Source organism: Stenotrophomonas hibiscicola ATCC 19867 (assembly GCF_000382065.1).
In the GTDB taxonomy this organism is placed as follows: Bacteria; Pseudomonadota; Gammaproteobacteria; order Xanthomonadales; family Xanthomonadaceae; genus Stenotrophomonas; species Stenotrophomonas hibiscicola.
Window position 1 is genome coordinate 549,605 of record NZ_KB907499.1, and the last position, 18,887, is coordinate 568,491.

The 18,887-nt window shown below is 66.3% G+C and carries 14 protein-coding genes; 11 read left to right on the plus strand and 3 right to left on the minus strand.

Going from position 1 to position 18,887, the window contains the following annotated elements; genetic code table 11:
- Window positions 1-30: 30 nt before the first annotated feature.
- Window positions 31-1,158 carry a GGDEF domain-containing protein gene (locus G370_RS0107335; protein WP_019660011.1) on the plus strand — a complete coding sequence of 376 codons (1,128 nt, stop codon included), beginning with the start codon at window positions 31-33 and terminating at the stop codon, window positions 1,156-1,158.
- Between the two features lie 230 nt (window positions 1,159-1,388).
- Here G370_RS0107335 and G370_RS0107340 read toward each other — a convergent pair whose 3' ends face one another.
- A complete protein-coding gene (locus tag G370_RS0107340) occupies window positions 1,389-2,018 on the minus strand; it encodes an OmpW/AlkL family protein (protein ID WP_005410839.1) in 630 nt (209 codons plus the stop codon).
- 192 nt (window positions 2,019-2,210) lie between these two features.
- Between G370_RS0107340 and gap the strand changes: the two genes are divergently transcribed.
- From gap to G370_RS0107380, 8 genes are all read left to right on the plus strand, one after another.
- Entirely contained in the window at window positions 2,211-3,215 is a 1,005-nt protein-coding gene (gene gap / locus G370_RS0107345) for a type I glyceraldehyde-3-phosphate dehydrogenase (protein WP_019660012.1), read from the plus strand.
- Window positions 3,216-3,340: 125 nt separating this feature from the next.
- Window positions 3,341-6,016, plus strand: a complete 2,676-nt coding sequence (locus tag G370_RS0107350; RefSeq protein ID WP_019660013.1) for a DUF2339 domain-containing protein — start codon at window positions 3,341-3,343, stop codon at window positions 6,014-6,016.
- Entirely contained in the window at window positions 6,013-7,389 is a 1,377-nt protein-coding gene (locus G370_RS0107355; RefSeq protein ID WP_019660014.1) for a DUF3999 domain-containing protein, read from the plus strand. The genes G370_RS0107350 and G370_RS0107355 overlap by 4 nt, the downstream gene beginning before the upstream one ends.
- Window positions 7,390-8,040: 651 nt before the next feature.
- Window positions 8,041-9,216, plus strand: coding sequence for a phosphoglycerate kinase (locus G370_RS0107360; RefSeq protein WP_019660015.1), 1,176 nt, complete (start codon window positions 8,041-8,043; stop codon window positions 9,214-9,216).
- Window positions 9,213-9,866 carry an HAD hydrolase-like protein gene (locus tag G370_RS0107365; protein WP_019660016.1) on the plus strand — a complete coding sequence of 218 codons (654 nt, stop codon included), beginning with the start codon at window positions 9,213-9,215 and terminating at the stop codon, window positions 9,864-9,866. The genes G370_RS0107360 and G370_RS0107365 overlap by 4 nt, the downstream gene beginning before the upstream one ends.
- 210 nt (window positions 9,867-10,076) lie before the next feature.
- Entirely contained in the window at window positions 10,077-11,543 is a 1,467-nt protein-coding gene (gene pyk / locus G370_RS0107370) for a pyruvate kinase (protein WP_019660017.1), read from the plus strand.
- Between the two features lie 161 nt (window positions 11,544-11,704).
- A complete protein-coding gene (locus G370_RS0107375; protein ID WP_019660018.1) occupies window positions 11,705-12,709 on the plus strand; it encodes a class I fructose-bisphosphate aldolase in 1,005 nt (334 codons plus the stop codon).
- Window positions 12,710-12,838: 129 nt separating this feature from the next.
- Window positions 12,839-13,987: a hypothetical protein gene (locus G370_RS0107380; RefSeq protein WP_019660019.1), complete on the plus strand. Its 1,149-nt coding sequence runs from the start codon at window positions 12,839-12,841 to the stop codon at window positions 13,985-13,987.
- Between the two features lie 91 nt (window positions 13,988-14,078).
- On the opposite strand, the gene G370_RS0107385 is transcribed toward G370_RS0107380, so the two are convergent.
- Both G370_RS0107385 and cysK read right to left on the minus strand, forming a co-directional pair.
- Complete coding sequence (locus tag G370_RS0107385) at window positions 14,079-14,678, minus strand: O-acetyl-ADP-ribose deacetylase (RefSeq protein ID WP_019660020.1); 600 nt, start codon at window positions 14,676-14,678, stop codon at window positions 14,079-14,081.
- A 213-nt stretch (window positions 14,679-14,891) separates the two neighbouring features.
- Window positions 14,892-15,851, minus strand: a complete 960-nt coding sequence (cysK, locus tag G370_RS0107390; protein ID WP_019660021.1) for a cysteine synthase A — start codon at window positions 15,849-15,851, stop codon at window positions 14,892-14,894.
- A 207-nt stretch (window positions 15,852-16,058) separates the two neighbouring features.
- Between cysK and G370_RS0107395 the strand changes: the two genes are divergently transcribed.
- Complete coding sequence (locus G370_RS0107395) at window positions 16,059-17,042, plus strand: LysR family transcriptional regulator (RefSeq protein WP_019660022.1); 984 nt, start codon at window positions 16,059-16,061, stop codon at window positions 17,040-17,042.
- Between the two features lie 455 nt (window positions 17,043-17,497).
- Window positions 17,498-18,858 (plus strand): IS3 family transposase gene (locus G370_RS1000000121290; RefSeq protein WP_425423325.1). Its coding sequence is split into 2 segments (ribosomal slippage): window positions 17,498-17,954 and window positions 17,954-18,858, totalling 1,362 coding nucleotides; the frame shifts between segments, so codons are not numbered across the junction.
- Window positions 18,859-18,887 lie beyond the last annotated feature (29 nt).

The following is an 18,887-nucleotide window of genomic DNA, read 5'->3' on the forward strand; positions in this document are numbered from 1 at the left end:
GGTGGCCCGTGCACATGCGGGGAGGGGCCGATGGCGATCACGGACAGGCGCATCATGGCCGGGCATCCCGATGACGACGGGTTCGCTGCCGCGTTCGATGCCCAGGTGGTCTGGCGCATGCGCTGGGCCTGCGCCGTGGCCGGGGCGTTCTCGCTGGGCTTTGCCGTGCTCGATACCTACTGGTTGCCGCCGGACGTGCACGCGCCGGTGCTGCGCTGGCGGCTGGGCGTTCTGCTGCCGGCACTGCTGCTCGGCGTCGCGCTGACCTTCGTGCCGGTGCTGCGGCGCCACCTGCAGTGGCTGGGCGGCAGCGTCGTGCTGGTCAGCGGGCTGGCGCTGGTGACCATGATCTGGACCGCGCACCGTGCCGGCGTGGACTACCCCTACGAAGGCATCAGCCTGTTCCTGTTGTTGAACTACTTTCTGTGCGGGCTGCGCTTCGGGGTAGCGACGCTGACCGGAACCCTGATCGCGCTGGCCTTCGTGCTGGCCGAGCTGCAGGTGGGCCGGCACTGGGCGCAGATGCTGCAGAGCGTGATGTTCGTGCTGGCCAGCAACCTGGCCGGCATTGTCGGCAGCTACATCTCCGAACGGCAGACGCGTGCAACGTGGCGGGCCGAGCAACGCCTGGATGCATTGGCCAACCACGATGGGCTTACCGGCCTGCTGAACCGGCGCGCCTTCGATCGCCAGGCCAACCAGATCTTCCAGCGCTATCTGCGTACACCGCATGCGCGTGGCGCACTGCGCATCGCCATGATCGATATCGACTACTTCAAGCGCTACAACGACCACCACGGCCATCCCGCCGGTGACACCGTGCTGCATGCGGTGGCGACGACCCTGGCTGCTCAGCTGCGTGGTAGCGACTCGGTGGTGGCACGCTACGGCGGCGAAGAGTTCGTGGCGCTGGGGCACTGGGCGCCGGGACAACCGGAATCAGCGCCGTTCGAGCAGCTTCGGCAACAGGTGCAGGCGCTGGCGATCGCACATGTCGATTCGGATGCGGCCCCGGTGGTGAGCGTGAGCATCGGTGTGGCACGCTGGCATGATGATGGTGGCGATACGCTGGAACAGGCATTGGCGCGGGCCGATGCAGCGCTGTACCGCGCCAAGGAAGGCGGCCGCAACCGGGTGGAAGTGGCGCCGGATCAATAATCGACTGAAAGGCGGCCCGTTCATGCTTCTGTAGAGCCGAGCCATGCTCGGCTGATCTTCTTCGGGTACCTGCGCGCTCCGCGCGATAGCCGAGCATGGCTCGGCTCTACAGAAGAGCGCGCCTCTGCATGCTTTCCAAAAAAAAGCCCCGGCAAAGACCGGGGCAACATGCTGCGAGGGTTTTGCGTTCAGCGGGGGAGCGGGGGGAAGCCCCCGCGCCCGGCACACGCTTAGAACTTGAAGACGTACGACGCGCCGTAGACCAGCGGATCGATGTTGACTGTGCCGATCTTCTCGCCGTTCAACTTCACCTTGCTGTCGATGTCGATCCAGCGCATGTCCACGCGCAGGGCGCCCTTCTCGCCGATCGCGAAGTCGATGCCGGCATGCGCGGCCAGGCCCCACGAATCCTGCAGCTTCAGCTTGCTGCCGGCCAATGCGCCGGTGGTGTCTTCGCTGAAGAAGGTCGTGTAGTTCACGCCGGCGCCGACGAACGGCGAGACCTTGCCCTTGCTGTTGAAGTGGTACTGCAGGGTCACCACCGGCGGCAGCTGCTTGGTGCTGCCCACGCGGCCCAGGCCGTTGATGTTGATGTCGTGCTTGAACGGCAGCGCGGCCAGCACTTCGATGCCCAGGTTGTCGGCGATGAAGTACTCGCCGGTGATGGTCGGCTTGACGTCGTTGTCGACGTCGACCTTCAGGGTGTGGCCGGCCAGCCAGCCGTTGTTCGACTTCGGCGCCACCTGGTGGACGCCGGCCGAGACGGTCCAGTCACCCTTGGACTGGGCCATGGCCGGGGCGGCGGCGAGGGACAGGGCGGCGGCCAGGCCGGCCAGGATCAGGGGGGAGGTCTTGCGCATGGGGGTGATCTCGTTGCTGGGTGGATGGCGACAGTCTCGGCCTCACGCCGCGCTAACGCTTTGATCCGGATCAAATCCTGTCCGCCCGCCCTCTGGCGCGGGGGCTGGCCCACGGTGGCCAGCCCCGGTTTGCTAGACTTGTGGGCCCTATCCATCCCGCCGCACCCGTCGCGGCCGCAGGAGCTTGAGAACATGGCAATCAAGGTTGGTATCAACGGTTTCGGTCGCATCGGGCGTAACGTCCTGCGCTCGGCGGTGCTGAACTTCGGCGACGACATCGAAATCGTGGCCATCAACGATCTGCTGGAGCCGGATTACCTGGCGTACATGCTCAAGTACGACTCCGTGCACGGCCGCTTCAAGGCCGACGTGGCCGTGCAGGGCAACGACCTGCTGGTGAACGGCAAGAAGATCCGCCTGACCCAGGAACGCGACCCGGCCAACCTGAAGTGGGACGAAGTCGGCGCCGACGTGGTGCTGGAAGCCACCGGCCTGTTCCTGACCAAGGAAACCGCGCAGAAGCACATCGATGCGGGCGCGAAGAAGGTCATCATGTCGGCCCCGTCGAAGGACGACACGCCGATGTTCGTGTTCGGCGTGAACGACAAGACCTACGCCGGCCAGGCCATCATTTCCAACGCGTCGTGCACCACCAACTGCCTGGCCCCGCTGGCCAAGGTCATCAACGACAAGTGGGGCATCAAGCGTGGCCTGATGACCACGGTGCATGCGGCCACCGCCACCCAGAAGACCGTCGATGGCCCGTCCAACAAGGACTGGCGCGGCGGCCGTGGCATCCTGGAAAACATCATTCCGTCGTCCACCGGTGCGGCAAAGGCCGTCGGCGTGGTCATTCCGGAACTGAACAAGAAGCTGACCGGCATGAGCTTCCGCGTCCCGACCTCCGACGTGTCGGTGGTCGACCTGACCGTCGAGCTGGAAAAGGAAGCCACCTACGCCGAGATCTGCGCCGAAGTGAAGGCACAGAGCGAAGGCGCGCTGAAGGGCATCCTGGGCTACACCGAAGACAAGGTGGTGGCCACCGATTTCGTCGGTGAAACCCACACCTCGGTGTTCGACGCAGACGCCGGCATCGCCCTGGACGGCACCTTCGTCAAGCTCGTGTCGTGGTACGACAACGAGTGGGGCTATTCCAACAAGTGCCTGGAAATGGCCAAGGTTGTCGCCGCCAAGTAAGGCCGGCGAAGATCGCACGCGGACCCCGGCCTGGCCGGGGTTCGTCGTTTATGGGGCCGGCCCTGTCGTAGCATGGCCCGGTCGACCGCTGCCGCTGGGGCGCGGGATTGCAATGGAAGCATGCAATGGAAGCATTGATAGCCCTGGTGGTACTGGTTCTGCTGGCCATCCCGCTGCTGCTGGTGGTGGCGCTGGTGATGATTGCTGGCCTGCGCCGCCGTGTGGCCGCGCTGGAAGCCGCCATGGCTGCCGCGCCGGCCGCCCGGCCGGTTGCAGCCGAGCCTGCGCCGGAACGGTCTGCGCCCCTGCCTGTGGCCGGCGCCGATCCGCCGTTCCTGCGGCCGGTGGCAGCTGCCGCACCGCCTCCGCCCCAGCCAACGCCACCGCCGGTGCGCGAAGCGGTGTCTGCGGCAGTGGAGGCGCCGCGCCCGGTCGCACCACCGCCGGTGCCACCCGCGCCGGTGCAGCCGCCGTTGCCCCCCGAACCGGCACTGCCCAACTTCATCGAGCGCGGCATTGGCGCGGTCAAGCGTTGGTTCACCGAGGGCAACGTGCCGGTCAAGATCGGCATGCTGGTACTGCTGGCCGGTGTTGCTGCGCTGTTGAAGTACGTCAGCGACCAAGGTTGGCTGGTGTTGCCGATCGAGCTGCGCCTGGCCGGCGTCACGGTGGGTGCACTGGGCCTGTTGGCGTTCGGCTGGCATCAGCGCGAGCGCCGGCGCCTGTTCGCGCTGGCGCTGCAGGGCGGTGCCATCGGCGTGCTGCTGTTGACCATCTTCGCCGCGTTCAAGCGGTTCGAGCTGCTCAACCCGGGGTTTGCCTTCGCCAGTTCGATTGCGCTGGTGGCTGGGCTGTGCGTGCTGGCGGTGGTGCAGAACTCGCGCACGTTGGCGGTGCTGGGCATCCTCGCCGGCTTCATGGCACCGCTGTGGCTGTCCACCGGCAGTGGCAACCACGTGGGGCTGTTCAGCTACTACGCGGTCCTCAACGCTGGCATCTTCGCCATCGCCTGGTTCCGTCCGTGGCGTGCGCTGAACCTGCTTGGCTTCGCTTTTACCTTCGGCATCGGTACGTTCTGGGGCGTGTTGCAGTACGCGCCGGACAAGTTCAGCAGCACCGAGCCGTTCCTGCTGCTGTTCTTCGCCTTCTACCTGTTGATCCCGCTGCTGTACGCGCGCCGGCAGCCCGCCGGGCGACGTGACCTGGTCGACGGCAGCCTGGTGTTCGGCACGCCCCTGGTCGCCTTCTCGATGCAGGCGGGCATGCTGCACGAGCAGCCGATGACGCTGGCGCTGTGCGCGCTGGGCCTGGCGGCGATCTACGCGGTACTGGCGCGGGCGCTGATCGCGCGCGCGTCGTACACGGTGCTGGCGCAGTCGCATGCGGTGCTGGCGGTGGGCTTCGCCACGCTGGCGGTGCCACTGGCACTGTCTGCGCGCGCCACCGGCGCGGTGTTCGCGCTGGAAGGTGCGGGCCTGGCCTGGCTGGGCCTGCGCCAGAAGCGCTGGCTGCCGCAGGTGTCCGGTGCGCTGCTGCAGATCGGCGCCGCGTTCGCCTTTGTGGCAGGCGCCGACCACTGGCTCGACGACGCCCGCTTCCTGCTCAACCCGACCGCCATCGGTGCGTTGCTGCTGGCCCTGGCCGGGTTCGCCTCGGCGTGGAGCTACCAGCGCAGGGTGCGCCACGAGATCGCACTGGTTTACTACCTGTGGGGCCTGCTGTGGTGGCTGGGGGGGCTGGTGCACGAGATCTTCCGCTTCTTCCCGCACCGCACCCAGGCCGACGCGCTGCTTGTGCTGGTCGCAGCCACGGCCTGGCTGGCGGCTGAAGTGCAGCGCCGCCAGCCGGCACGCGCGCTGGGCGTCACCGCGCTGGCGATGCTGGCCCTGGGCTTCCCGCTGGCGCTGATGCAGAGCGATGCGCACCAGCAGCCGTTCGCCGGCTATGGCGCGCTGGCCTGGGCGGTGTTCGCGGCGCTGGGCGTCCGTACGTTGCTGTGCCTGCGCCAGGGCGGCAACACCGTGGCACGTATCGCGCAGTTCCTGTGGTGGCTGCTGTGGCCGTCGCTGCTTTCGCTGCTGGCCCTGTGGGGCGGTGGCGAGGCCGGGCTGGCACAGGGCTGGACGCTGCTGCTGTTCACGCTGCCGTGGCTGCTGATGGCGGCGCTGTCGTTGTGGCGCTGGGACGCACTGCGGTGGCCCCTGGGGGCTGCCTTCGACAGCGTGCGCCTGCCGTTGCAGTGCGTGCTGTTCGGCCTGCTGTCCGCAGGCTGGCTGTTCGGCCAGTTGCTGCCGGGTGACGCAGCGCCGCTGCCGTGGCTGCCGGTGTTGAACCCGGCCGAGCTGGGGCAGTGGTTGAGCCTGGCGCTGCTGGCGCGCTGGCTGTACAGCGGGCAGGCGCCGCAGGCACTGGTGAAGATCCGGCTGCCGCTGTTGGCATTGGCCACCTTCGTCGCGCTGACCAGCCTGGTGCTGCACGGCGTGCATCAGTGGGGCGGCCTGTCGTGGAGTTCGTCGATGATGCGTTCCAGCCTGGCGCAGACCAGCCTGACCGTGCTGTGGAGCGTGCTCGGCGTGATCGCCTGGGTATGGGGTTCGCGCCGCGGCCAGCGCGTGTTGTGGATGGTCGGTGCCGTGCTGATGGGTGTGGTACTGGCCAAACTGGTCATTGTTGATCGCCAGCACCTGGGCAACCTGCTGGGCATTGCATCGTTCATCGCCTACGGCCTGCTGTGCACGGTCGTGGGTTATCTGGCACCGGCACCGCCGAGCGCGGCGCCGACCGTGGAGGAAAAACAATGAAGACGTGGAGCAGGGCGCTGCTGCCGGCGATGTTCGGCATGCTGGCCGCCGTCACCGCACAGGCTGCCGATTACCGTACCCAGTACGCCGAACAGTGGCCGCTGACGTTGTCCAGCGCACAATCGGGTGCCTACCGTGTCGTGCTGGAACCGGCGATCTACCGTCGCTCCGGTAGCGCAGACCTGGGTGACGTGCAGGTGTTCAATGCCGCCGGCCAATCGTTGCCGTCGGCATTGCTCGCGCCGGACCAGCCGCTGGCACAACCGCCGGTGCAGCGGGAACTGCCGTGGTTCGCGTTGCCGCCGCTGGCCGAAGCACAGCGTAACGACCTGCAGTTGCTGACCGAGCGCGATACCGATGGCCGTGTCCGTCGCGTGGAAGCACGTGTGACTGGCGGTGCAAGGGCCAACGGGCAGGGCGGCTGGCTGATCGACGCCAGTGTGCTGGGCCAGCAGCCGCTGGCGGCGCTGGTACTGGATTGGGCCGACAGTGGCCAGCCGTTGCAGGCTCAGGTGCAGCTGGACGTCAGCGACGACCTGCAGCATTGGCGTGCACTTGGCCGCGACATTCCGCTGGTGGACCTGCAGCGCGCCGGCAAGCGCCTGCTGCAGCGCCGCCTGCAGGTGGATGGGGAAGCGCGCTATCTGCGCGTGCTGGCGCAGGGCGATGCGCGTCTGCCGACGCTGCGCAGCGTACTGGCCGAGCTGCCGCCGGCACCGGCCACACTGCCATGGGAGTGGTTGTCGCTGGCACCGACCTCGAAGGGCAAGGGCGAGTACACCTTCGAGATGGATGGCCGCTTCCCGGCGGCACGTGCCGACGTGGCCAGCACCGACAACAGCCTGGTGCAGTGGACATTGTTCAGCCGCGATGACCAGAGCGCGGAATGGCAGCGCCGCAGTGCACCGTGGATTGCCTATCAGCTGCAGCAGGGTGCGCAGGGCCAACGGCAGCAATCGGCCGCGCAGCCGCTGGGCGGGGTGCATCGGGATCGCTATTGGAAGCTGGTGGCGAACCCCGCCGAAACGGCAACCGCACCCACCCTGCGCCTGGGTTATCAACCCGAAGTGCTGGTGTTCCTGAGCCAGGGTGCAGCGCCGTATGCACTGGCGGTGGGCAGCGCGACCGCGCGCCGCATGGAAGCGCCGATTGGTGTGCTGATCGAGGAACTGCGCCAGCGCAATGATCCGTCGTGGCAGCCGACGCTGGCGCGCCTGGAAGGCAGTCCGGAACCGCTGGCCGGCGATGCGGCGCTGAAGCCGCAGCACGATTGGAAGGCGTGGTTGCTGTGGGTGCTGCTGGGGCTGGGTGTGTTGGTTGTTGGCGGCCTGGCGGTCAGCCTGCTTCGGCAGAAGCCGGCGCCTTCGGCGTAGGTTCCGGCGAACGGCGCAGCCCCTCGTGGGTGGGCGGTTGGTCGCGTAAAGCAAAAGCCGTGCTTGGCCGGGCGGGGTGGGTTCGCGGGAGACGCCGTGAACCCGTCCCTGGGGGCTTGGCCGCGGCATCCATGCCGCGGACACTCCCGCGAACCCACCCCGCCCGGCCTCTGACAATTTCCGTGTGCGTCCACCCACGGAAGGAAAAAAAGAAGAGCAAAAGCTGCTTGGCAGGGCGCTCTTTGTAGAGCCGAGCCCACGCTCGGCTGCTGTTCGCGATAGACCCAGCCGAGCACGGGCTCGGCTCTACATTTTTCTCCGACATCAGAAACCGCTCTTGCCTTTGCCGTCCGCTCCGCCTCATGAACCTGTCGAGGCCGGGGTGGTGTGGGCTCGCGGGGGCGTAAGCGCCATGGATGGCGCGCCCGAGCCTCCATGGACGGATTCACGGCGCCCCCTGCCAGCCCACACCGCCCCGGCCCACCCCCAGCATCATGAAGCGTCAGCGCTTTGGCAGTTGCTGTTGCCGTTGCCGTTGCCGTTGCCGTGCGCCTCTGCCTGCCGCAGGCATCGACCCTCCCACCACCCGCACCCGATACAATGGCCGTCTGCCGTACCCCGGCATCCCGTCCCTGAGCCAAAGAGTTGCCCATGTCCATCGTCCGCATGACCGACCTCGACCTCTCCGGCAAGCGCGTGCTGATCCGCCAGGATCTGAACGTGCCGATCGAGAATGGCCGCATCACTTCCGAACAGCGCATCACCGCTTCGCTGCCGACGCTCAAGCGCGCGCTGGAGCAGGGCGCGGCGGTGATGGTCACCTCGCACCTGGGGCGCCCGAAGGAAGGCGTGTGGAGCGAAGCCGATTCTCTGGCGCCGGTGGCCCAGCGCCTGTCCGAACTGCTCGGCCGCGAGGTTCCGCTGGTGCGTGACTGGGTCGACGGCGTCGAGGTGCAGCCGGGCCAGCTGGTGCTGCTGGAAAATTGCCGCATGAATGTCGGCGAGGGCAAGGACGATGAAGCCCTGTCGAAGAAGTACGCGGCGCTATGCGATGTGTTCGTGATGGATGCCTTCGGCACCGCGCACCGTGCGCAGGCCTCCACCCATGGTGTCATCCGCTTCGCACCGGTCGCGGCCGGTGGCCCGCTGCTGATGGCCGAGCTGGACGCGCTGGCGCAGGCGCTGGATGCACCGGCCAAGCCGTTGCTGGCCATCGTCGCCGGCAGCAAGGTCAGCACCAAGCTGGAACTGCTGGCCAACCTGGTCGGCAAGGTCGATCAGCTGATCGTGGGTGGCGGCATCGCCAATACTTTCATTGCTGCCGCTGGCCATAACGTCGGCAAGTCGCTGTATGAACCGGACCTGCTGGACACGGCGAAGAAGATCGTGGCCGATGCGAAGGCGCGTGGCGCCGACATTCCGCTGCCGGTGGACGTGGTCACCGCCAAGCAGTTCCTGCCCGACGCTGCCGCGGAAGTGAAGGCGGTCGATGTCGTTGCCGAAGACGACCTGATCCTGGACATCGGCCCGCAGACCGCCGCGCAGTACGCGCAGCTGATCGAGAAGGCCGGCACCGTGGTCTGGAACGGCCCGGTCGGCGTGTTCGAGTTCGAGGCCTTCAGCAAGGGCACCGAAGCGCTGGCCCGCGCGATCGCCAGCTCGAAGGCGTTCTCCATCGCCGGCGGTGGGGACACCCTGGCCGCGGTCGACAAGTTCGATATCGCCGGCGACGTCAGCTACATCTCAACTGGTGGTGGTGCGTTCCTGGAGTTCCTGGAAGGCAAGACTCTGCCTGCAGTGGCCGCACTCGACGCGCGCGGCGCATGAGTGGCGAGCGCGGCAAGGATGTGCTGTTCTTCGACCTGGACGGCACGCTGATCGATTCGCAGGTGGGCATCACCGCCTGCATCGCCTATGCGCTGCAGAAGATGGAGTACCCGGTGCCGCCGCAGGACACCCTGCGGGGCTGGATCGGTCCGTCGCTGCGTACCACCTTCATGCCGCTGTTCGGTGAACCGGCGCGGGTGGAACAGGCAGTGGGCTACTACCGGGAGCGCTTCGATGTCGAAGGCTGGCGCGAGCACACGGTGTACCCGCAGGTGGAGGACACCCTGCGCACGTTGCATGGTCGCGGCCACCGCCTGGCGGTGGTCACGGCCAAGAACGAGCCGCATGCGCGCCGCATCCTTGCCCACCTGCCGTTCGGCGGGCTGTTCGAGGAGATCGTCGGTTCGACCCTGGACGGCTCGCGCAGCCACAAGCCGGAACTGGTCGGCGAGGCGTTGCGTCGGCTGCAGGTGCAGCCTGCGCAGTGCTGGATGATCGGCGACCGCCGCATGGACATCGAAGGCGCGCGCCACCACGGCCTGCGCAGTGTGGGCGTGCTGTGGGGCTTTGGCGGTGAGGCCGAACTGACCGAAGCCGGCGCGGGCCAGCTGGCCCGTGAGCCGGCGCAGCTGACGACGCTGTTGGCCTAGGCTCCTGTAGAGCCGAGCCCATGCTCGGCTGCTTCGGCCTATGCCCAGCCGAGCATGGGCTCGGCTCTACAGAACTGCCTGCGCCGGCGTATGTCCGGGTGATGTCCGTTCCATGACCCGCGAAGACAAGCGGCACAAGGCTGTAACCGTATACATGCGACGTGAAGGATGTGCTAATTTCCGTCCTTTACCGGGAGAGGCCCATTCACCATGTTCGAGCGTCAGCGTCGCACCAAGATCCTTGCCACCCTCGGTCCGGCCACTGATCCGCCGGGCGTGCTGGAGGATCTGTTCCGCGCCGGCGTCAACGTGGTACGCCTGAACTTCAGCCATGGCGACCCCTCCGGCCAGGCCAAGCGTGCCGCCGAAGTGCGTGCCGCCGCTGCCCGCGTGGGCGTGGAAGTGGGCATCCTGGCCGACCTGCCGGGCCCGAAGATCCGCATCGAGCGCTTTGCCGAAGGCAAGGTGCAGCTCAAGGCGGGTGACCGCTTCGACCTGATCGCCAGCACCAACGTCGGCCCCGGCGATGCGACCCAGGTAGGCGTCAGCTACCTCGGCCTGCCGCAGGACGTCGGCCCGGGCGATGTCCTGCTGCTCGACGATGGCCTGATGCAGCTGCAGGTGGTGGAGGTGCAGGGCGAGCGCATCATCAGCACCGTGCTCAACGACGGCGCGCTGTCTGATCGCAAGGGACTGAACAAGCAGGGCGGTGGCCTCTCGCTGGGCGCACTGACCGAGCGCGACAAGGAACTGATCGGCATCGTCGCCAAGATCGGTGTCGACTTCATCGCCGTGTCGTTCTGCCGCAACGCGCAGGACATGAACGACGCGCGCGAGATCGCCCGCTCGCACGGCTGCGATGCCGCGCTGGTGTCGAAGATCGAGCGCACCGAGGCGATCGAGAACCTGGAAGAGATCGTCGAGGCCAGTGACGTTGTGATGGTCGCCCGTGGCGACCTCGGCGTGGAAATCGGCGATGCCGAGCTGCCCGGCCTGCAGAAGAAGATCATCAAGGCCTCGCTTGCGCAGAACAAGGTGGTGATCACCGCCACGCAGATGCTGCAGTCGATGGTTGAAAGCCCGATCCCGACCCGCGCCGAAGTGCTGGACGTGGCCAACTCGGTCATCGATGGCACCGACGCGGTGATGCTGTCGGCCGAGACCGCTGCCGGTGCCTGGCCGGTCAAGGCGGTGGAAGCGATGGCGCGTATCTGCCTGGGTGCCGAGCGCCAGTTCCAGACCGAGACCGACTTCAACGCCTCGCCGCGTAATCTGGAACGTGCCGACCAGGCGATTGCCATGGCCACCATGTTCCTGTCGCAGCACGTGGGCGTGCGTGCGATCGTGGCGATGACCGAATCCGGTGGCACCGCCCGCTACCTGTCGCGGTTCCGCGCCAAGGCGCCGGTGTTCGCAGTCACCCGCCACGACGGCGCGCGCCGCCAGATGGCCCTGATGCGCGATGTGTTCCCGATCAACTTCGACAGCCGCGGGCTGACCCCGCGCGAAGCCGCGCGCGGCAGCATCCGCCTGCTGGTGGAAGCCGAACTGCTGCAGGCCGGTGACCGCGTCGTGTTCACCAGTGGCGAGCACATGGAAACCCACGGTGCCACCAATACCCTGCGCCTGCTGGAAGTGGGAGAGGACGGCCGCGCCATCGGCCTGGGCGACCTCTGAGGCCCGCCGGGGTCGGATCCCCGCAAGGGCTCTGACCCCGTGCCGCAGGACATCGCTTGTCCTGCGCCGACATTGGAATCGTTTCCATTCTGGCCTGCACGCCGGCGCAACGGGCGGCGGGGCTATACTTGTGTTTTTCCCGCACCCGCCACAGGAAGTACATGAGCATCGAACAGCTGGCTGAAACCGCCCAGGCCATGGTTGCCCCGGGCAAGGGCATCATCGCGATCGACGAATCCACCGCTACCATCGCCAAGCGTTTCGCTGGCGTCGGTATCGAGAACACCGAGGAGAACCGTCGTGCCTACCGCGAACTGCTGCTGACCACGCCGAAGCTCAACGAGCACATCTCCGGCGCCATCCTGTTTGACGAAACCATCCGCCAGTCGACCAAGGACGGCGTGCCGTTCGCCAAGTACATGGCCGACCACGGCATGATTCCGGGCATCAAGGTGGACAAGGGCGCGCACCCGCTGGCCGGCTGCCCGGGCGAGCTGGTGACCGAAGGCCTGGATGGCCTGCGCGAGCGCCTGCAGGAGTACTACAAGCTGGGCGCGCGGTTTGCCAAGTGGCGTGCTGTGATCAACATCGGCGAGAGCATCCCGTCGGGCACCTGCATCGAGTCCAACGCCCATGCGCTGGCCCGCTACGCAGCGCTGTGCCAGGAATGCGGCCTGGTGCCGATGGTCGAGCCGGAAGTGATCATGGACGGCGACCACGACATTGAAACCTGCTACGAAGTCACCGAAGCGACCCTGCGTTCGCTGTTCGACGCCCTGTACCAGCAGAACGTGCTGCTGGAAGGCACCATCCTGAAGGCTTCGATGGTCATCTCGGGCAAGGACTGTGAAGAGCAGGCCGACGTCGAGGAAGTGGCCGAGTCGACCGTGATGTGCCTCAAGAGCACCGTGCCGGCCATCCTGCCGGGCGTGGTGTTCCTGTCCGGTGGCCAGAGCGACGAGCAGTCCACCGAGCACCTGAACGCGATGAACCAGCTGGGCAACCTGCCGTGGCCGCTGAGCTTCTCCTACGGCCGTGCCATGCAGCAGGCCGCGCTGAAGCTGTGGGCCAAGGACATGAAGGGCAACTACGCTGCTGCCCAGAAGACCGTGTACGAGCGCGCCAGGGACAATGGCCTGGCCGCGCTGGGCAAGTGGAACGGGTGATCCGTCCCATCGCTGGATGAACAAGGCAGCGCCGGCATCACGCCGGCGTTTGCTTTTGCGGGTATCTTTTCCGCCCCCATGCGCCCGGCCGGTGCGTGGGAACCACATGGAAGGCCAAGGAGAAACAACATGCGTTTGGCAGCAATCACACTGGCCGTAGCCACGGTCCTGGTCGCCGGCGGGTGCAACCGCATCGGTGGCGGCGGTGCCGAGGCAGGCAAGGCCGCGTCGCTCGATTTCGACAAGCCGGTCTCCGGCGAGATCACCTCGCGCAGCGGCATCAACTTCAATGACGGCAGCCATCACCAGCTCTACCAGATCAAGCTGGAAGACAGGGATCTGGTCGGCCTGAAGCTCACTGGTGCCCTCAGCGGCTCGATTGCGGTGTTCAACAACGGCAGCCTGGTATCCACCAGCAACACAGGCTATGAGCGCGAGGGGGACGTCTCGCTGGCTTTCCGTGCCAACGGCAGTGGTACCTACCAGGTGGCAGTCAACGCCGATGGCCCGACCGCGTTCGGCCCTTATCGCCTTCGCGCCGAGAAGCTGAAGCCGTACGACGGCAAGCCGCTGGCGGGCAGTGGCGAGATCGTCGATATGCTGGCCAGCAACTCGCAGGACTACACGTTGCAGGTGGACAAGGCGGGCCTGTACGAGATCCGGCTGGTCTCGGACGCCTTCGACCCGGTGCTGAAGCTGTCCGGGCAGGGCGTGGATGCCGAGAATGACGACGGCGGGGACAGCACCAACTCGCGCCTGACCCTGTCGCTGAAGCCGGGCAAGTACACGCTGACCGCGCGTGGCCTCGGCGACGGCGTCAGTGGCATGTTCACCTTGTCGGCCAATCGGATCGAGCTGCCGGGCAACCTGGTCGATCGCGATGGCACCGCACTGCCGAAGTCCGGCAGCGTGTACACGATGCTCGATAACGATGGCGTCCGCCGCTTCCTGCTGACGCTGGACCGTCCGACCAATGTGCGGCTGGATGCAATCTCCGGCCAGGTCGATACCGTGCTGCGCGTGGTTGGCGGCGATGTCGAACTGACCGACGATGACGGTGGCAACGATACCAACGCACGCCTGGAAGAAGCGTTGCCTGCCGGTCATTACACCGTCGAGGTGTCCAGCCTCAGCAACGGCGCGGGCATGGTGGAAGTGCGTGTGCAGGTGGACGGCGCCAGCGCCGATGGGGCTGCTGCCTCGGCGGCAAGTGCCGCTGCCGACGCGGCCGCTGCTGCGGCCGATGATGCCGCCGCGGTGGAAGCTGCCAGCCGTTGAGCGTGTTCCACACTCCGTGGGAGTGTGGACAACGGCGCAACAGGAAAGGCCGGGCAATGCCCGGCCTTTTCCTTGACGCTGACCGCCGGATTCAGTGCGCGGCGGCGAAGCCCGCATCACCCAGCGGCGACAGCATCGAGCCGCGCGGTTCGCCGTCTGCGCCTTGCCCGGCGGCGCTCAACGCTTGCTGGTACGCCTTGGCCGTCGCGGTATTGAACGCCACCAGCACGATGCGCATCGGCTGCGCATGGCTGCGCTGCCAGGCCAGTGTCTCGGTCACGGCGATCTGCGCCGCCTGGTACAGCGGATAGCCATACACACCGCAGCTGATCGCCGGGAAGGCGATCGACTGCACCCCCAGCGACTCGGCCAGCTGCAGTGATTTCCAGTAGCAGTTGGCGAGCAATGCCGGCTCGTCACGCTGGCCGTCGTGCCAGACCGGGCCCACCGTGTGCAGTACATGCCGTGCCGGCAAGGCGTAAGCGCCGGTGGCACGCACTTCGCCGGTCGGGCAACGCACGCCGGGGCGCAGCTCGGGCAACCGCTCGCACTCGGCCCGCAACGCGGGGCCGGCCGCACGATGGATCGCGCCGTCCACACCACCGCCGCCGAGCAATGTTTCGTTGGCCGCGTTGACGATCGCATCCACCGCCAGGGTCGTGATGTCACCCTGCCAAACTTCGATCTTCATGCGTCCGTCTCCTGCCTGTGAGGTGTTCCGCGCAGCCTCTGCGCCGGCTGTACCCCACGGTAGGGGACAGGGCATCGATACTGCGTCATGACCGTCTCACGCGCTGCGATCCGACGGCCTTCACGCACGATGGCGGTCGCTGCCTTCACGCAGGCTGAAGCGGTCACGGATTCGCGGCAGGCGGTGGCGCCAGGCAATGCCCGGCGGCTTGCGTCATGGCAGGCCAGCCAGCCAGTCGTCGTCGGAACCCTCGTTCACATCGGCGAACAGCGGCGTGGAGAAATAGCGTTCACCGGTGTCCGGCAGCATCGCCAGGATCACCGAGCCCGGCTCAGCGCGGGCTGCCACGTCCAGCGCGCTGGCCACGGTGGCGCCGGCGGAGATGCCGACGAAGATCCCTTCCTCCGCCGCCAGTCGGCGCGCGGTGGCGATGGCGCGGTCATCCTCCACCGACACCAGTTCATCCACCACATCGCGGTTGAGCACGTCCGGCACGAAATCCGGGGTCCAGCCTTGGATCTTGTGCGGTTTCCAATCATCGCCCTTGAGCAGGGCGGCGCCGGCGGGTTCGGTAGCAATGACGCGGGTCTGCGGGCGCGCGACCTTCAACACTTCGCCCACGCCGGTGAGCGTGCCGCCGGTGCCCCAGCCACTGACGAAGTAATCCAGCCGCTTGCCGGCGAAGTCGCGCAGGATCTCGGCGGCCGTGGTGTTGCGGTGATAAGCCGGATTGGCCGGGTTGGCGAACTGGCTGGCCAGGAACCAGCCATGCTGCTCGGCCAGTTCGCGCGCCTTGCGCACCATGCCGCTGCCACGCTCGGCGGCCGGGGTCAGGATTACCTTCGCGCCATAGGCGCGCATCAGTTTGCGACGCTCCACCGAAAAGGTCTCGACCATCGTGGCCACGAATTTGTAGCCGCGCGCGGCAGCGACCATCGCCAGCGCCACGCCGGTGTTGCCCGAGGTGGCCTCCACGATCGTGTCGCCTGGCTTGAGCAGGCCACGCGCTTCGGCGTCGAGGATGATTGCCAGCGCCAGGCGGTCCTTGACCGAGCCGCCCGGATTGAATGACTCGACCTTGGCGTAGACGCTGACCTGTGGCGGTGCCAGGCGCTGCAACCTGACGATGGGGGTGTTGCCGACGGTATCGAGGATGGACTCGTACAGGGCCATGGAAGCGCTCCGGAAACGGGGCCGCGCCGGGCTTCGGCGGGCAAAGGGGGAGGGCTGGCTGTTCAGGCCAGCGGCTGCCGGCTGACCGTAGCGCCGGCATATGACGCCCGGAAATGACCAGATACCTTTCTTAAACAACCTTTGGTTATAAGCTGGTGACGGCAATTGACCCTAGAGTGGACCTCCGCCCCACGCCGCCTGCCTCCCATGACGCTGACCCAGCTGCGCTACCTGGTTGCCATTGCCGATGCCGAGCTGAACATCACGCTCGCTGCCTCGCGCGTGCACGCCACCCAGCCCGGCCTGTCCAAGCAGCTCAAGCAGCTGGAAGACGAGCTCGGCTTTCTGTTGTTCGTGCGCAAGGGCCGCAGCCTGGAGTCGGTCACCCCGGCCGGCACCGAGGTCATCGCCCGCGCCCGCGCGGTGCTGGCTGAGGCCAACAACATCCGCACCTACGCGGCAAACCAGCGTCGCGAGAGCCAGGGTCAGCTGATCCTGACCACCACGCACACCCAGGCGCGCTTCGTGCTGCCGCCGGCGGTGGCGGCGATCAAGCAGGCCTACCCGCAGGTCAGCGTGCACCTGCAGCAGGCCGGTGAAGCCGACGCGCTGGACCGCTTGAACCAGGGTGATGCCGATATTGCGATCATCAGCACCGCAGGCGGTGAGCCCACCGATGGCATCGCAGTGCCGCTGTTCCGGTGGCGGCGCCTGGTGGTGGTGCCCAAGGGCCATCCGCTGGACCGCGCCGGCCGCGCACCGGACCTGGCCGCGCTGGCCCGCCAGCCATTGATCAGCTACGAATCCTCGACCCGACCGAATTCATCCCTGCAACGCGCCTTCGCCGCCAATGGGCTGGTGCCCGATCTGGCACTGACCGCGCTGGATGCGGACCTGATCAAGACCTACGTGCGCACGGGTCTTGGCGTAGGCCTGCTGGCCGAGATGGCGGTCAGTTCCAACGATGAAGACCTGCGTTCGTGGCCGGCCCCGGACCCGATCGCCGAGTGCATCGCCTGGGCGGTGTTGCCGCGCGACCGGGTGCTGCGTGATTACGCGCTGGAACTGGTGCACGTGCTGGCACCGCAGATTGATCCGCGCGACCTGCGCAGGGTGCTGGATGGCAACCAGGCGGCGGCGTGGCCGGTGCCACCGACGTGGGAGTCACTGACCCAGACCATCACGGTGTGAGGTGGGTCGAGCAGGGCTGCGCCCTGCACCTGCTGCAAACCGGAGCAACGTCAACGTCAAAAGCGGGCTATCCGCAGGGGGGCGGGGCGGTGTCGGAGTGCGGGGACGCCGCAAGTACGTCCATGTAGGCTTGGCAGCCGCATCCATGCGGCTGACACCCCGCACTCCGACACCGCCCCACCTCTGACAGATTCCGATGGCTGTTGGTAGGTGTCGACCTTGGTCGACACGGTAGATCCACGCCATGCGTGGATTCTTTTCGATTCCAATTCGAAATATTCGATTCCGATGGAGATTCATCCACGCATGGCGTGGATCTACTGCAGATCGCGGAGATCTGTCGAAGGCGGGGTGGGTCCGGTTGCGGGAGTGTCCGCGGCATGGATGCCGCGGCCAAGCCCCCATGGTGAAGTGACCCCCGGGAGTTGGACGCCAGATCCAACCCCGAGGGATACATGAACAGATACGACGCTCGTTTCAAACTGCAGGTCGCCAAAGAGGCCTGCAAGACCTCCACATCAGTCAAAGCCGTTGCTCGTCGCCACAGCCTGGAGGCCTCCACGGTCAGGCGCTGGGTGGCGACCTATCGGCTGTATGGTTGGCGCGGATTTCATCGCCAGGCCCGGTTCTATGACCTCCCGTTCAAGTTGGCTGTCCTGGAAAAAATGAGCCAGGACGGTATGTCCGGGCGGGAGGCCACCACCTACTTCCAGATCGGTGATGCCGGCGCGGTGGGGCGATGGCGGCGCCTGTATGCTCAAGGCGGTGCCCAAGCGTTGGCACCGCCTCCGCCGCTGCCCCGAAAGCCGATGAAAAAGACCCGTTCGTCCAAGCCACCTGAGGAAATGAGCCGCGATGAGCTGCTCAAGGAAGTCGCCTATCTGCGTGCGGAGACCGACTACCTAAAAAAACTCGATGCCTTGATCCGGGAAGAGCAGGCGGCGCAAGACGCAAAGCGCAAGCCATCCAAGGATTGAGGCAGGTTCATACGCTGTCGCTTCTGCTCGAAGCGGCGGAGCTGTCACGCAGTACGTTCTATTACCAGAACCATGTCCTGGCCCATCCGGATCAAGACGAGGCAGCCCTGTGCGAGCGCATCCGTGCAATCTACGATCAAAGCCAAGGGCGCTATGGCTATCGCACGGTGACGCTGGAATTGGCCAATCAGGGTCATCGGACCAATCACAAGCGGGTACAGCGCCTGATGGGGGAGATGGGCCTGAAATCACGGGTACGGGTGAAGCGCTACCGGTCCTTCAAGGGGGCCGCCAATGTTGTGGTTGGCAATGACCTCAATCGCCAATTCCACGCCGAGCGCCCCAACCAGAAGTGGGTGACCGACGTGACCGAGTTCAAGGTACAAGGCATGAAGCTGTATCTGTCGCCGATCATGGACCTCTACAACGGCGAAATCGTGGCTTATCAGATCAAGCGCCAGCCCGTGTTCGATCTGGTAGGTCAGATGCTGGAGGAGGCCATCAAGAAGCTTTCGCCGGATGAGCGCCCCATGATCCACTCCGATCAGGGCTGGCAGTACCAGCATGAAAACTACCGCCACATGCTGGAAAAGCACTCTTTAAAACAAAGCATGTCCCGGCGTGGCAACTGCCTGGACAATGCAGCGATGGAGAGCTTCTTTGGGACGCTGAAGTCGGAGTTCTTTTACCTGAACAACTTTGACAGCATCGAGAGTCTGGAGGCGGGGCTGGTGGAATACATCCAGTACTACAACCAAGAGCGAATCAAATTGAAATTGAAGGGCCTGAGCCCGGTACAGTACCGGGAGCAGGCCCAACAGGCCCAATCGGCCGCCTGACCCCTGTCCAAGTCTCGGGGGTCACTTCA

What these genes read in the sequence shown, in the direction of transcription:
- G370_RS0107375 (WP_019660018.1), top strand. Translation starts at nt 11,705, where the DNA reads ATGAGCATCGAACAGCTGGCTGAAACCGCCCAGGCCATGGTTGCCCCG.
- G370_RS0107395 (WP_019660022.1), top strand. Translation starts at nt 16,059, where the DNA reads ATGACGCTGACCCAGCTGCGCTACCTGGTTGCCATTGCCGATGCCGAG.
- G370_RS0107355 (WP_019660014.1), top strand. Translation starts at nt 6,013, where the DNA reads ATGAAGACGTGGAGCAGGGCGCTGCTGCCGGCGATGTTCGGCATGCTG.
- cysK (WP_019660021.1), bottom strand. Translation starts at nt 15,851, where the DNA reads ATGGCCCTGTACGAGTCCATCCTCGATACCGTCGGCAACACCCCCATC.
- G370_RS0107350 (WP_019660013.1), top strand. Translation starts at nt 3,341, where the DNA reads ATGGAAGCATTGATAGCCCTGGTGGTACTGGTTCTGCTGGCCATCCCG.
- G370_RS0107380 (WP_019660019.1), top strand. Translation starts at nt 12,839, where the DNA reads ATGCGTTTGGCAGCAATCACACTGGCCGTAGCCACGGTCCTGGTCGCC.
- G370_RS0107335 (WP_019660011.1), top strand. Translation starts at nt 31, where the DNA reads ATGGCGATCACGGACAGGCGCATCATGGCCGGGCATCCCGATGACGAC.
- G370_RS0107360 (WP_019660015.1), top strand. Translation starts at nt 8,041, where the DNA reads ATGTCCATCGTCCGCATGACCGACCTCGACCTCTCCGGCAAGCGCGTG.
- G370_RS0107365 (WP_019660016.1), top strand. Translation starts at nt 9,213, where the DNA reads ATGAGTGGCGAGCGCGGCAAGGATGTGCTGTTCTTCGACCTGGACGGC.
- pyk (WP_019660017.1), top strand. Translation starts at nt 10,077, where the DNA reads ATGTTCGAGCGTCAGCGTCGCACCAAGATCCTTGCCACCCTCGGTCCG.
- G370_RS0107340 (WP_005410839.1), bottom strand. Translation starts at nt 2,018, where the DNA reads ATGCGCAAGACCTCCCCCCTGATCCTGGCCGGCCTGGCCGCCGCCCTG.
- G370_RS0107385 (WP_019660020.1), bottom strand. Translation starts at nt 14,678, where the DNA reads ATGAAGATCGAAGTTTGGCAGGGTGACATCACGACCCTGGCGGTGGAT.
- gap (WP_019660012.1), top strand. Translation starts at nt 2,211, where the DNA reads ATGGCAATCAAGGTTGGTATCAACGGTTTCGGTCGCATCGGGCGTAAC.